Annotated in this window: 14 protein-coding genes; 9 read left to right on the forward strand and 5 right to left on the reverse strand. The window is 39.4% G+C overall.

Annotated features, from left to right (window positions below):
* Nucleotides 1-254 precede the first annotated feature (254 nt).
* From EHR06_RS05815 to EHR06_RS05825, 3 genes are all read left to right on the forward strand, one after another.
* Nucleotides 255-845 (forward strand): SCO family protein, encoded by a 591-nt coding sequence (locus EHR06_RS05815; RefSeq protein WP_244288520.1) that lies wholly within the window; start codon nt 255-257, stop codon nt 843-845.
* A gap of 105 nt (nt 846-950) precedes the next feature.
* Nucleotides 951-2498, forward strand: a complete 1548-nt coding sequence (locus EHR06_RS05820) for a methyl-accepting chemotaxis protein (RefSeq protein ID WP_135756142.1) — start codon at nt 951-953, stop codon at nt 2496-2498.
* 123 nt (nt 2499-2621) lie between these two features.
* Nucleotides 2622-2903 (forward strand): hypothetical protein, encoded by a 282-nt coding sequence (locus EHR06_RS05825; RefSeq protein WP_008592446.1) that lies wholly within the window; start codon nt 2622-2624, stop codon nt 2901-2903.
* A gap of 191 nt (nt 2904-3094) precedes the next feature.
* Here the strand turns inward: EHR06_RS05825 and EHR06_RS05830 are convergent, their stop codons facing one another.
* Nucleotides 3095-3955 carry a pectate lyase gene (locus tag EHR06_RS05830; RefSeq protein WP_244288521.1) on the reverse strand — a complete coding sequence of 287 codons (861 nt, stop codon included), beginning with the start codon at nt 3953-3955 and terminating at the stop codon, nt 3095-3097.
* A 346-nt stretch (nt 3956-4301) separates the two neighbouring features.
* On the opposite strand from EHR06_RS05830, the gene EHR06_RS05835 reads away from it, so the two are divergent.
* The 3 genes from EHR06_RS05835 (at nt 4302) to EHR06_RS05845 (ending at nt 6870) form a co-directional block, all read left to right on the forward strand.
* A complete protein-coding gene (locus EHR06_RS05835) occupies nt 4302-5462 on the forward strand; it encodes a glycosyltransferase (RefSeq protein WP_135756143.1) in 1161 nt (386 codons plus the stop codon).
* Nucleotides 5463-5596: 134 nt separating this feature from the next.
* Entirely contained in the window at nt 5597-6139 is a 543-nt protein-coding gene (locus EHR06_RS05840; protein ID WP_135756144.1) for a DJ-1 family glyoxalase III, read from the forward strand.
* A 2-nt stretch (nt 6140-6141) separates the two neighbouring features.
* On the forward strand, nt 6142-6870 hold the full coding sequence (locus EHR06_RS05845) for an SIR2 family NAD-dependent protein deacylase (protein WP_135756145.1): 729 nt from the start codon (nt 6142-6144) through the stop codon (nt 6868-6870).
* On the opposite strand, the gene EHR06_RS05850 is transcribed toward EHR06_RS05845, so the two are convergent.
* The 3 genes from EHR06_RS05850 to EHR06_RS05860 are packed head-to-tail and all read right to left on the reverse strand — an operon-like array spanning nt 6858 to nt 9961.
* Nucleotides 6858-7952, reverse strand: coding sequence for a DUF1574 domain-containing protein (locus EHR06_RS05850; RefSeq protein ID WP_135756146.1), 1095 nt, complete (start codon nt 7950-7952; stop codon nt 6858-6860). The genes EHR06_RS05845 and EHR06_RS05850 overlap by 13 nt on opposite strands.
* A 13-nt stretch (nt 7953-7965) precedes the next feature.
* The gene (locus EHR06_RS05855) at nt 7966-9465 is read right to left on the reverse strand and encodes an MBOAT family O-acyltransferase (protein ID WP_135756147.1); all 1500 of its coding nucleotides are present in this window, start codon (nt 9463-9465) and stop codon (nt 7966-7968) included.
* 4 nt (nt 9466-9469) lie between these two features.
* Entirely contained in the window at nt 9470-9961 is a 492-nt protein-coding gene (locus EHR06_RS05860; protein WP_024864091.1) for an NYN domain-containing protein, read from the reverse strand.
* Between the two features lie 74 nt (nt 9962-10035).
* On the opposite strand from EHR06_RS05860, the gene EHR06_RS05865 reads away from it, so the two are divergent.
* On the forward strand, nt 10036-10884 hold the full coding sequence (locus tag EHR06_RS05865) for a hypothetical protein (protein WP_135756148.1): 849 nt from the start codon (nt 10036-10038) through the stop codon (nt 10882-10884).
* Nucleotides 10885-10888: 4 nt separating this feature from the next.
* Here the strand turns inward: EHR06_RS05865 and EHR06_RS05870 are convergent, their stop codons facing one another.
* The gene (locus tag EHR06_RS05870) at nt 10889-11350 is read right to left on the reverse strand and encodes a PaaI family thioesterase (protein WP_100707290.1); all 462 of its coding nucleotides are present in this window, start codon (nt 11348-11350) and stop codon (nt 10889-10891) included.
* Nucleotides 11351-11447: 97 nt separating this feature from the next.
* On the opposite strand from EHR06_RS05870, the gene EHR06_RS05875 reads away from it, so the two are divergent.
* Both EHR06_RS05875 and EHR06_RS05880 read left to right on the forward strand, forming a co-directional pair.
* Nucleotides 11448-12455, forward strand: a complete 1008-nt coding sequence (locus EHR06_RS05875) for a patatin-like phospholipase family protein (protein WP_135756149.1) — start codon at nt 11448-11450, stop codon at nt 12453-12455.
* A 103-nt stretch (nt 12456-12558) separates the two neighbouring features.
* Nucleotides 12559-13137 carry a TetR/AcrR family transcriptional regulator gene (locus EHR06_RS05880; RefSeq protein ID WP_020771550.1) on the forward strand — a complete coding sequence of 193 codons (579 nt, stop codon included), beginning with the start codon at nt 12559-12561 and terminating at the stop codon, nt 13135-13137.
* The last annotated feature ends 31 nt before the right edge of the window (nt 13138-13168 follow it).

The following is a 13168-nucleotide window of genomic DNA, read 5'->3' on the forward strand; positions in this document are numbered from 1 at the left end:
GTAAAACTCAGTGCGGATAACTTTTCTTCAGCTCAGATTTCTATTATGAAAATTTTATCGTATGTTGGAATTCCTACAAAACAGTCCAAAGTCTAAATAATTTTTTCCCAAGAAATAACTTAAACTTAACATATTCATAAATAAATTTCCTTTAATTATAGAAGCCTTCTTTCAGGAAATTTTTTGAATAAAAAGCAAGTTATTCGTCTTTGGTAATATTAGAGGGTTTTTAAATAACTCTCAGCTAAATTCGAATGAATATTTGGAAACTTGCAATAGGAGGATTAACGGTTATATTTCCGTTATTCTACTTCATGCAGAGTTCTTCTTCCGGTATGATGGAAGCGGATAGAAATCTTCCTGAATTCCAGATAAGCGAAGAAGCAGGTAAAACCGTAGATATACGCGAGACTCTGATCGGAAAAGAGAATCTGGTCTATTTCGGATATTTAAACTGCAAGACAGTATGTCATGGCAGTTTGCAGAAATTGAAAAATCTAATTTCGAAACAAAAAGATCTAAGACTCGTATTCGTAAGCTTAGATCCTGAAAAAGATACGGAAGAACGTTTCGAAAAATATTTCTCGGATCTAAAATCCGAAACTAAATTTATCCGGCTGGAGTCGCGGGGCAGGGCCTTTGAACTTGCAAGACTTTTCGGAATTATAGCGTTTTCTTCCGATAAAAGCGGGGAAATAGACCATCCGGATTCGGTCCTTTGGGTGAATTCTCAAGGAAGGATCAAAGGATTAATTTTTGAATTTGATAAACATTGGGATCAAAACCCAAAAGAACTTATAAAATTCATAAGCGATAAAAAAGAACAAAAGTTTTCAAACATTTAAGCGATTCATAATAAACGAAAAGTAAAACCGGAACCTTCGAAAGACAGGATCCAAAATAAATAAAGTCCAAATCGGACCTAAAATAAAACCCTTCCGGGAAAATATATGAATCCGCCTCAGCATAAACAAAGTATCCAAGATACTGCAAAACTGAAATTTAAAGAAGAAACTAAGAAAGTAGACCGTTTCTTCTACATTCTTCTTTTGGCCCATATTCCTTTTGCGCTCGCATTATCTTTAGAATACGGGACTTGGAAATTTGTATTAAATTCCTCTATAATCATTGGGACACTTTCGAGCATTGGCTTCCTGTTCCTAAGAGGCGAATATATCCTAAGAGTTTTAAATGCTGTCCTTATCATGGCCTGGTCAGGGATATTGATCCAGTCTCAATTCGGAAGAATAGAGATGCATTTTCATGTATTCGTTGCATTGGCATTTCTTCTCTATTATAGAGATTGGAAAACACTTCTCCCCGGAGCATTGTATATCGCGGTCCATCATGGACTGTTCTCCTTCTGCCAAAGTATAGGATATAAAATTTCGGAAACTCCGATTATCATTTTCAACTACGGAAATGGATGGGAGATAGTCCTTTTACATGCAATTTTTGTAATTTTCGAGACCGGAATATTGATCTACTTCTCCACAACGTTCAAAAAAGAATTTTTGAACCAGGCAATCAGTCTAGCGGAACTGGAAGAAGTCCGAAAATATAACGTTTCCATCCAGGGAGAAGTGAGAGAAAAATCCGAATCTGTAAACGGAATTTTAGAAGGCCTGGTCCAAAGTTCCGCAACCGTAGCGGACAGAACGACCGACCAGGCAAATAGTTTAGAAGAAATTAATGCAAGCATGAACCAAATCGCGGACGCGATCTCAGACGTTTCCGATTCCACCAAAAAACAGTTAGAAGCAACCGGGACATTGGAACATTCTTTTCAAAATTTAGAGATCAGCTTTCAAGATATGGAAGCAGGACTCGTTTCCACTAAAACATTATTCGAAACTGCATGGAAACATGCGAGAGAATCGGAAGAAAGCCTAATAGCGATCGAAAAATCCATTAAAAGGATAGAATCCAGTTCTTCCAGCACCACTGCAAAATTGGGAACAATTACGGATATCGCAGATAAAGTAAACCTTCTCGCATTAAACGCGTCCATAGAGGCAGCAAGAGCCGGCGAACACGGAAGAGGATTCGCAGTGGTAGCGGACGAGATCTCAAAATTAGCGGACCAAACGGCAAATACGATCAAAGAAATTTCCAGATTGATCAGAGATGGAAAAGAAGAAATGACTAAGAACACGGATATAGTTCAATCCGGTACGAAAACAATCTCATTGATCTTGGGGGATGTGGATTCTATCAAAGAAAGTCTGGATTCCTTCTTTTCTCTTTTAGAAAAACAAACCGATATCCGGGTGACTGTAGCAGGCGCCTTGTTCAAGGCGGGAGAAATTTCCCAAAATGTTCACGAAGCAACGGAAGCAGAAAAGAAAAGTTTGGAAGAGATCAGAAACTTTTTAGATCGGATCCAAAATTCGAATTCTATCATAGCAACGCAGGCACTTGAAGCGGCAGACCAAGCCAGAAAATGTGAAAAATTAAGCGATTCTTTACAAAAACAAGTCCAAGACTTCAAAGCCTAAACTCCGGAACTCAATTGGAAATTTTTTTCTTAACTTAGAAAGAATTTTCCAATCTGCAAAATTTTTCGTTTGAAATATTTTCTTTCCAAAAGGAAGGTTCCTATTTGTTTCCGGACCCTTACCATGAAAAAGTTTCTGTTTATCTCCGCTTCCGCATTAGCCGTCGCGGTCTTTTTAGCAATCCCAGGCACTATCAGTTCCCAAAGCGGCGATATCGAAGCAGCCATCCAAGCAGCTTGTAACCGTTTGGTAGAAGGTGGACTGTACAAAAGCTGCAAACCAGCTCCAGGATTCTCACTCGGACAAGGTTATTACAGCCAATCCGCTCAAATTAAATGCCAATGTGAGAACAAATCCGATAACGGAAAAACAATCGTTACCATTTCTCTCTGGCAAGGATATTGATCCTTTCTTAGATCCCGGCTTTCATAAGTTTCATTTCTTTATTTACGAAGCCGGGATCTATCTTACGCGAGAGGCCCTAGTGCAAAACCTAATGCGACATAATACCTATTATCGGAAGTTGGGAATATGTCCTCAAAAGGTGAATCCTATCAAAAATAGCCCCCAATCTGTCGAAGTGCCTACAAACTCCCTCAAAAATCACTCAAATCATCATGCAGGATCAGATCGTCTAGATACACATTTGCATAATCAGTCCGAATTCCTGAAGTTCCCCAGCTAAAAGTTCCATCCGTGATCGACAACTGCAGAACATGATCCACATAAAAATCTATATGATTTCCGATCGCAACCAAGGTCAGTTTATACCATTGTTTGGTATTAAAAGACTTTGGATTTCCCGACTGATCCTTCAGAGTTCCAGTCGCTAAGGTGGTATAAGTCCCACAGAGCTTCTTCTTAAAATAAACTGTTCCATCACTTCTGAGAGACGCCACATATAGATCATTTTCAGTTCTATATCTTGTAAATAGATGGATTCCCTGCCAACTATCCGAAGAAGCCTGCCAAGAATCTATATAGAACCGAGCCTCCAATGCCTGATCCGTCCACTTCACCCTAGAACCATTATACAAACCTTGGATCAACATCCTGAAATTATAATCTTCCGTTTTCGCCCTTTTATAAACCCCATTGGAAAGATGTTTGGATACCAAGGTGCCGGAAGTAACCTCAAGATGAGATTGTAAAGACTTATTAGAACTGGCTTCTATCACGGTTCCGTCCGCATACGTTTCAAAACCTTCGAAAGAAACTCCTGCAGGAGTTTGCCAAGGATAGACCTCGCTTGATCCGCTTGGATAATAACCTGTTCCTGGAAAAAATTCATAAGTCCCGGGAGGATTACAGGAACTCGCCTCTAACCGGTTTATAGTTTGGGCAGAAGGACCTAAAACTTGTTCCAGAACGATACTCATTCCAAAATCAAAAACGCCTAAATATAAAAAAGCGGCAAAACCTAACATTCTTAAGGTGGAAGCCATCTTGTCACCCATCCAATTATTTTCGACCCAGGATCAAATCCCTTCGAGTTTCGAAAGTCAAGTAGTAACTAGTCCGCAGTATAAAACTCTTTTACGGTTAGAAGATGGAAAGATACGAAAAGTAGAAAGAATCCAATAACGTCTGAACGAACGGTAAAATTAGAAGTCTAAATATCTATACTAGTAACGACAAGACGTAGTGTAATTTCTAGACCGTATTACAAAATATGCATAGACCGGTTTCTATTTTCGATAAGTCCTGCCAATACTTCGGTCTGGAAAATTATTTTTACTAGTATGTAATCAATTAATTACTTAAAATATTGAATTCAAAACTTCCAGATAGGAATTTGGTCCTATGCGACCATCCGTTTCCGTTATACTCCCTACATACAACGAAAGCAAAAACCTACCTATTGCGGCAGATAGGATTACCAGATCTTTATCCGATTACCGTCATGAGATCATCGTGGTAGACGACGATAGCCCGGATCATACCTGGGAAATTGCGGAACATCTTCAGGAAAAGATCCCACAACTTAAAGTGATCCGTAGATTAAGCGGCAAAGGTTTATCTTCCGCAGTTTTAACAGGTATGGGCGCTGCAGAAGGAGAAGTTTTCGTAGTAATGGATTCCGACCTCCAACACGACGAAAAGATCCTTCCTGAAATGATCCGTTCTTTTTACGAGCGTGACGTGGATCTTTGTCTAGGAACAAGATACGCCAAGGGCGGATCCACAGGAAAATGGTCTCTGGCCAGGATTGGCATCAGCAGATTTGCGACCTTTTTAGCGAAAGGACTTTTGGGTCTTCCTGTTTCGGATCCAATGAGCGGTTATTTCGGTATTAAACGTTCCGTGTATTCGGAAACTAAAAACTCGATCAACCCAAGAGGATTTAAGATCCTATTGGAATTTTTGGGAAGAAGTAAAGAAAATCTAAAAATAGAAGAAATCCCTTATACTTTCCAAACTAGAATGTATGGAGAGACCAAACTGAATAATTCCGTGATCAAAAATTTCTTTTTGGCAATCTTGGATATTCGTTTTGGAAAATGGATCTCTCCGACTTTCCTGCTCTATTCACTAGTGGGAGCAAGCGGTGTACTTGTTAACTTAGTCGGGTTTCTAATCGCAGAATTAAGCAAGTTTCCGGAAGTACAAACAGGGATCTCCTTTTTGGATCCTTTTTCACTTTCCGTATTTTTTGGGATAGAACTTTCAATCCTGTCCAACTTCTTCTTAAATAACTACTTTACGTTTTATGAAAGAAGATATTCTGGAAAAAATTTGGCCTTTGGGTTCCTATTATTCCATTTAGTGAGTATGGTGGGGATTTTAGTGCAAATGTCAGTATTCCATTTTATTTACTATTCTATTTTCAAACAATGGAATGGGCCCTCCGAACTTACTTTAAAATTCAGTGCAGATATTCTTTCCATTCTTACAGCAATGGCTTCCAACTATTTCCTGAATTCCAATCTCACTTGGTCTAAAAAACCGGAACTAAACAGCTAAAAACAAGGCGGGAGGATTTTCTCGCCTAAGTTTTAATTGATTTCTTCTCTAGGAATTCTTAAATTATAAAAGCCTGCCTTTCAGGCTAAAGAAGAAGGTTAACTACCTTCGAAATTTCAGTATCGGAGAAAAATATGCCCAAGGTGCTGGTTCCCTTTGCGGATGGAATGGAAGAAATGGAAGCAGTCATCGTAGTAGACGTACTCCGAAGAGCCGGGATAGAAGTTGTCTCCGCCGGAATTTCTACGAATACTGTTACGGCATCCAGAGGAGTAAAATTAGTCTCCGATTCACTTCTATCCGAATTAGATCCTTCCTCATTCGATATGATCGTTTTACCGGGAGGAAACCAAGGTACTAAAAATCTGAATGCAAGTCCTTTGGTTTCCGAAATATTAAAAAACTTTAAAAAAGAAGATCGATGGATTGGCGCAATCTGTGCTGCACCGAATGTTCTACTGACTCACAAAATTCTGCAGAACCAAAAATTCACTGCATTTCCAGGAAGTGTCCCGCCGGACGAAAAATACACGGGAAATAGATTGGAACTTTCAGACAAAATTTTAACCAGTATTGGTCCGGGCTCCGCATTCGAATTTTCTTTAAAAATTGTAGAACTTCTGTCCGGGATCGAAAAAAGAAAAGAAGTGGAAAAGAACTTACATTTACCTTCTTAAAAATGCAACTCTCCACCGTATTAATCGAAAAATTCAAAACTTCTAAAAATATCTTAGCGCTCACAGGTGCCGGAATTTCCGCAGAAAGTGGAGTTCCTACATTCAGAGGAAAGGAAGGTCTTTGGAAAGAATACAGAGCGGAAGAACTTGCAACTCCTCATGCATTCAAGCGGGATCCTAAACTAGTTTGGGAATGGTATCTCTGGAGAATAGAACTGATCTCGACCAAGTCTCCGAATCCTGCTCATTTTGCTTTGGCGGAATTAGAAATGAAAAGATCCGATTTTCATCTAATCACTCAAAACGTAGACGGACTTCATAAAAGATCAGGCTCGGAAAAGATCATAGAGATACATGGGAATATTTTTAGGAATAGATGCACTAATTGTAATAGAACTTTTGATTCGGATCCTTCTAAACTTAAAAATTCTACCGAATGCCCAAATTGTAAAAATTTAGTCCGACCGGATGTTTTATGGTTCGGAGAATCTTACGACACTGATCTTTTAAATCGAGCAGTCTCTCTCGCGGAAAGATCAGAGATCGTTTTTGTGATCGGTTCCTCCGGAGCCGTAGGAATTCCAGTCGAACTTGCCAGGATTGCAAAAGAGAACGGGGCATTCGTTATAGAGATCAATATAGATCCAAGCGGTTACAGCAGATACTCGGATCTATTCTTACAAGGAAAGGCCGGAGAAATTCTCCCCGAACTTATTCCTTATTTTATCTGAGTTCTAGGAAAAGTTTCTTCTAACTTTTTAAAGATATAATCTCCGAATACAGGGAAACAATTCGGGGACATATGACCCGGATCTGCAAATTCTTCGCAATTATAATTGGGATCCTGATTCATATTCCAGAAGGCTGTTCCAGTTTCCTGGTTAAACTTCTCTACGATCGGTTTCCAAACTTCCATTGGAGTTTTAAGTCCGTCCGAAGTTTCTACCTTTCTTGTCATATATAGATTAAAATAAGGACGAGCGACCTTCACCCAAATAGTGGCATAAGGAACATTATACTCTCTCAATATATTGATGGAATCCTTCTGCATCTCGAACATATTAGTATGGAACGTATAAGGTTTTAGATAAGAAGAAAAATCTTTTTCGGAAACTTGGACAAGTTGTTCATCCGTATGTTTTTGGTTAACTAACTCTCTAGGAGTACTTCCTCTTTCTTCCTTTAGCATAGTTCGAACACTCAGGACTGCCGATTTATACGCTTGCGCCAATGCGGAAGAATTTTGCATTCTTTCCAGTATCCTCCAAAATTTAGGCCTGTCCCTATACGTATGAAATAGACGTTTAGATATAAACGCAGACAATTCCTCTCTAGAATACCTAGTCCAATGTTTAAAGAAGAATTCGGGAGAAAGTCCATAGATCAAAACCTCATCCAAAGCATGGACCGGGGTTTTATTATAAATTTCTAATGATTGATCCAAAAGTACAAAATCAGGTCTTGTACCGTCCGATTTAAACCTCTCTATCCAGTATAAGAAATAATCGGGAGAACCGCCCGGAACCGAAAAGTTATAAAGAATCCAGTCCGGATGTTTTTTTTCCAATTCTCTGGTAGGAAGTAAAAGTGCTCTGGAATTTCCGAAGAATACTAATATTTTTTTTCTGGAAGAAGGGTCCTTTTTCAAATATTCTTTCAGATCCGAATATAGGTCCTCTTTGGTGATAAAATTCACATGGGATAACGTATTTGAATAATAATACTGAAAGAACTCTAAGGTGAACAAACGGTCCAATCCTAAAGAGATCAAAAGAACAAGTAGAGGAAGAAGTAAGAATGTATTCTTTTTCATAATTATTTACGGCCTAGAACTGGCAATAGATACAGGCTCCGGAATCCTCCGATAATAATGCGATCGCAAATACGGTGACCACTCCGCAGATCACAAGAAGCCAGTCTTTTCCTCTTCCCCACTGCAATAATAGATCCTTTCTGGATTGGATCCAATGGAAAACTATAAATCCCAAATAAGAATATCCGATTTTCTCAATATTCTTCATGGATTCCAAAAGGAAAGGAGAAGGTCCGGTCACCAAGGAAATTGAATTTTCTATCCAGCCAAAACCCAAGGATTGTAAAGATGTAGAAAGATAATTTTGTGTATTGGTTACTATTCCCACAACATGCTGGACCATTTTAGCCGCCGAGTTTGCTCTGAATAAGATCGCACTGAAAGAGAATAAACAAAATACGAATTGTATCCTTAAAAAATTAAGAATTTTACTTTTGGAATCCTCGTCGTTCCAGCCGAACTTACCTACTAAAAATCTTTCGAATGCAAGTATAACTCCCCAATAAAATCCCCAGGCGATAAATGTATAATCGGCTCCATGCCAAACACCACCCACCGTCATTGTGATAATTAGGTTAAGATAAGTGCGCCATTCCCCTTTTTTACTTCCACCCAAAGGAAAATAGATATAATCCCTCAGCCAGAAAGAAAGACTCATATGCCATCTCTGCCATAATTCTCTTCCGGAAGGAGAAAATAAAGGTGCGTTGAAGTTTTCGGGAAGTTCAAAACCGAAGTATAGACCGACCGCTCTTGCCATATCGGTGAGTCCTGAAAAATCGCAATATACTTGGATCGCATATCCGAATGCAGCTAAGACAAGTGAAAGATTATCATACTGTCCTGGATTTCCAAATACAGGAGCGATCACTCCTGCGACCGGATCCGCGATCAGTATTTTTTTGATCAGACCAGAGATCATTAGATAAGAAGCACGAACGATCTTATCCTTATCCGGACTCAAATGTCCTATATTTACGAAATAATCCTTAGTCCTTAGGATCGGCCCTACGATCAATACGGGAAAGAATATTACAAAACCAAGATATTGTTTAAGGCCGATCAATTCTCCTTCCGGTTTCCGATACGCATCCACGGCCGCAGCGATCATCTGGAAGCTGTAAAAACTCACCGCCAAAGGAAGAGAGATCTGTAATATTCTCGGAACTTCGTCAAAGAATGGATACTTTGTAAGATCGAAAAGTATCCTGTTCATAAAATAGAAATACTTAAAGAAACCTAAATTGACCGCGTTCAATAGAACAGCGAATATCATCCAACCTTTAGGCTTCGCAGAAGTTCGGATCTTAAAGTAAGCGAAATAATTGAATAGAACGATAATTAAGAAATGAAGAAAGAAATAGATCCCGCTTAAGATTGTAGAAGAAGCTACAATGTAAAAGACACCGCTGGAAATGAGTAAAAAATCGGATCTTCTCTTTTCCGGAAGAAACCAATAAATAGAATAAACGATTGAGAAAAAAACGAAAAATAAGATCGAATTGTAGAGCACTCTTTTACTTTCCCTTCTTGAATAGTTCCTTCCAGTAGAGAATCTCTCCCGGAGAAAGTTTTGCGCCCGAGTCCTTTTCTTCCCGAGTCGGTTTTTCCGCTAAGGCGCTTTCTATTTTTTTTACGAACTCTTCGGATAGTATAGGTTTTGTTCCTAGTCTTTTTGCAAAAGCCAAAATTTCCTGATCGGAAGTCACAACGAATAGGTCCGCAGGTCTCGGAGCAAATTTGATATATTCCTTGATCAAATCGTCCGCTTTTCTGTCCTGACTGAAATAAACGCGTATTTTACCGTATGAATCTTCTTTGGTTTCGTTCCCTTTTTCTTTTTTACCATCGAAGAAAACATGGACCTTAGAACTTTTCAGTTTAGCAGAATAGGATTCCAAAATTCTCAAGAGGCCTACTCTGGCATCCCTCAAACGATTGGAATACATATACTCTTCCAATTCAGGAATTTTGTAAATCAGGTTGAAACCGTCTACGACTAAATGCATCCCTTTAAAACTAGTGACCAGAATGTATGTTTTGGAAAAACTTGTAAACACCGAACCGAATCGGACAATGGCACATGGTGGAAGCAAATTCCCAACCGGCAAAATCCTCTAAAATCCGGAACTTCATACGAACTGTAAAATATTGGAGAAGTGTTTTACCGGGTAGTGCAAGAGATTATTTTCTTTTAAGCTTAGCTGCAATCGACGTATTCTTCCTGCTATTCGTAAACTCCTATAAAGAATTCATCCACAAAGATATTCCAGCCTACGTTCTTGCGTTCGATCTATTCGTTATATTTTTATGGGGAATAGAAGTTTGGATCAAAGTCCGGCAAAAAAAAGACATTAAAAAATACCTGAGGACCAACTGGTACGAACTAATCGGTATCGTTCCTCTTTATTTTCTACGACCATTCTTACTTTTAAGAGGGGTCAAACTTGCAATTGCATTTTATAGGTTCGGTACTTCCGGACAGAATGTAAGCGAGGTTCTCACTCGAGAGATCACTTTCAGATTCAGGGATGTGATCGTAGACACGATCGCGGATGCGGTATTTTTACATTCTTTGGAAAGAGTTGAAGAAGTGATGCTTCGATTAGATTATAGCCAGCTTGCAAAAGAGGCAATTTCCAAACATAATGATCAGCTCAATTCCAAGGTAAACGAATCTCTCCAATCCAAGTTTTTATTAGAAGAATTATCCAAAATACCTTTCATGTCGCAGATCTCCCATAAATTAGGAGAAGATATAGGAAGAATGATCGCAGAAGTTTTGGAAACGGAAGTGATCGGCGATATCATGAAAGATATCACCGCAAACATCCTGAAAGAGATGGCGGAACACGTGAAAAAACTTCCTTTAGAAAGGATCACTGAACCGAAAGAGGAAATATCTTCTCCCCCTTCGATCCCAGAAACTTAATATTTTAAGCGGCTCCGCCAGGAAGTCTTAGGATCAACACTTGGGTTGTTGATTTAGCTAGAAGTTTACCTTCTTCATCGAAAGCTTCTCCTTCTAGATAAATATGTTGGTTACCTCTTGCTACTACCTTTGCTTGTACGGTGATCCTTTGGTTCTCCTTTACCATTCGAATATAACTAACGCTTAATTCTAAAGTAGTGGTAGGTTTACCTGCAGCCAAATAACATAATGGACCGAAAGTATTATCGAAAGCAGCCGCCAAAAATCCACCTTGGAAAACTCCCATCGGATTGGAGAATCTAGGCTCCACATAAAAACTGCAGACCATCTCCTTCTTCCTTACATAAGAAACAAACTCTCCGGACAGTTCCTTGAAAGCAGGAGGAGGAACCTTCAAGCCTGGTGCGGCCTTAGAAAACTTCTCCCATTCTTTCTGCATATCTTCTAAATCTTTTTGATTCGCCAAGGTGGATCTCCTAGTCTATATTCCGATCTTGTAAAGAAATTGGATTCGGGCAAATTAAAATTGCCATGATTTGGTGACACAACCATTATGTAGGAAAATGAACCCGCTCTTTTCTCTAGAAAGTAAATTAAAAAACGGTCTCCGGACCGCATGGCAAGAACTAGGGATCAAAAAGGAGATCGCTCTTGCAATCGCCGGCGGCGGGATCAAAGCATTTTACGGACTGGGTTTTGCATATACACTAAGGACTTGGGGCCTGAAAATTAAAGAAGTTTCCGGAGTAAGTGCGGGAGCCGCTATGGCAATCAGCACCTTATCGGAAACGGAAGAAGAAAGTTCTAATTATTTCCAAGAACTGACCAAACGAAATCCTAAAAACTTTTATTGGAATAGACTTCTTAGGATCAGCGCTCCTTTTCCCCATCATGGGATCGCGAGAAGGACCGTAGAATACTGTCTCCGATTTTCTAAACTTATCTCTAAGTCCGCAAAGATCAGGATCCATACGGTAGAGATCCCGAATGAAAGTTTGGACAAAAACAAAAAGGGCCAGCCGATCCAAAGGATACTTTTTGCTAAGGCAGCTTCTATCATACGCGCTTATTTTAAGGATGAAACTTTAAGAAGAAAGGGAGAACAACCTTTTGCAGTATTACAAAAAATGAAAGATTGGGGATGGAGAGAAAAAGTTTTTACGGAGAAGGACCTAACGGATCCTGAAACGATCACCCAGATCGTAATGAACTCTTGCTCTGCATTCCCGGTTTTGCCTCTCCAAAGTTTTAACGGAAATTATTACTTGGACGGGGGCTTAACGAATAATCTTCTTCTTGAGAACTTCTCCTCCGACCTGCCTAAGATTGGAGTATTCTACGAACCCACTACCTTAGTGGGAAAATCTACCTCGGTCCTATCGGATACTCTGCTTGTTTCTCCGGAAGGACCATTTATTGAGCAGGGGTTTGACTATACCAATCCGAACCTTGTCAGGCATGCATTCGAGACGGGACGTAAGGATGCGGAAGAACAAAAGGAAAGGATCTTAAGTCATCTGGATCCAAACTGGAAAAAACACTTGCATTCTTTTTTCGAACAAATAAAATAATTAACTTGCTCCTCAAATATGAGGGGGATGATCCCCTTCTCCCTCAAAGGAGCCTTAGAACGAGCGAAAACGGTAAATAGAAAAAACTTTCAGGACCCAAGAAATGCCCAAAATCGTAAACCACGAAAAATATAAAGCCGAGATCCTCTCCAAGTGTGTGGATATTTTGGCGAGGCGAGGGTATTCGGCTGTTTCCATGAGAGAAATCGCCACCGAATTGGATGTATCCACCGGAACTCTTTACCACTACTTCTCCACTAAAGAAGATATATTTAAAGAACTCGTAAAGTTCGTACTCAATAAAGACATCGAAGAGTTACAGGTCTACTCAAAGGGAGAAGACAACCAAACCATCGAAAAAAGAGTAGAAGCACTCTTCACAATGGTAAAGGACAGAGAGACCTATTTCCAAAATTTACTCTATATCATCTGCGACGTTTCTAGATTAAAAAATCATGAAGAAGAGAAACAACTGATCGCAGAAGCGATGAAAGAATACGTAACGATCATCACAAAACATTTAGGGATCACTAACCCGAATCTGAACAGACTTTTGATCAGTATTATTTTAGGAACAGTCGGCCAAAGGATCGTAGACCAAGAATCCATCAAACTGGATGAGGTTGCAGAAGTTGTGAAAGATTTTATGGGAGTGGTTTTAGCAAATACCTTCACTTTCTGAAGTTTTCGGAGCGCAGGGTAATTCTAAAAGT

Source organism: Leptospira dzoumogneensis (genome assembly GCF_004770895.1).
GTDB lineage: Bacteria > Spirochaetota > Leptospiria > Leptospirales > Leptospiraceae > Leptospira_B > Leptospira_B dzoumogneensis.

Excerpts from the sequence above, each read along its gene's own strand:
- EHR06_RS05840 (WP_135756144.1), top strand. The coding sequence starts at position 5,597 with ATGCCCAAGGTGCTGGTTCCCTTTGCGGATGGAATGGAAGAAATGGAA.
- EHR06_RS05860 (WP_024864091.1), bottom strand. The coding sequence starts at position 9,961 with ATGCATTTAGTCGTAGACGGTTTCAACCTGATTTACAAAATTCCTGAA.
- EHR06_RS05835 (WP_135756143.1), top strand. The coding sequence starts at position 4,302 with ATGCGACCATCCGTTTCCGTTATACTCCCTACATACAACGAAAGCAAA.
- EHR06_RS05845 (WP_135756145.1), top strand. The coding sequence starts at position 6,142 with ATGCAACTCTCCACCGTATTAATCGAAAAATTCAAAACTTCTAAAAAT.
- EHR06_RS05875 (WP_135756149.1), top strand. The coding sequence starts at position 11,448 with ATGAACCCGCTCTTTTCTCTAGAAAGTAAATTAAAAAACGGTCTCCGG.
- EHR06_RS05820 (WP_135756142.1), top strand. The coding sequence starts at position 951 with ATGAATCCGCCTCAGCATAAACAAAGTATCCAAGATACTGCAAAACTG.
- EHR06_RS05850 (WP_135756146.1), bottom strand. The coding sequence starts at position 7,952 with ATGAAAAAGAATACATTCTTACTTCTTCCTCTACTTGTTCTTTTGATC.
- EHR06_RS05865 (WP_135756148.1), top strand. The coding sequence starts at position 10,036 with ATGGTGGAAGCAAATTCCCAACCGGCAAAATCCTCTAAAATCCGGAAC.
- EHR06_RS05830 (WP_244288521.1), bottom strand. The coding sequence starts at position 3,955 with ATGGGTGACAAGATGGCTTCCACCTTAAGAATGTTAGGTTTTGCCGCT.
- EHR06_RS05825 (WP_008592446.1), top strand. The coding sequence starts at position 2,622 with ATGAAAAAGTTTCTGTTTATCTCCGCTTCCGCATTAGCCGTCGCGGTC.
- EHR06_RS05815 (WP_244288520.1), top strand. The coding sequence starts at position 255 with ATGAATATTTGGAAACTTGCAATAGGAGGATTAACGGTTATATTTCCG.
- EHR06_RS05880 (WP_020771550.1), top strand. The coding sequence starts at position 12,559 with ATGCCCAAAATCGTAAACCACGAAAAATATAAAGCCGAGATCCTCTCC.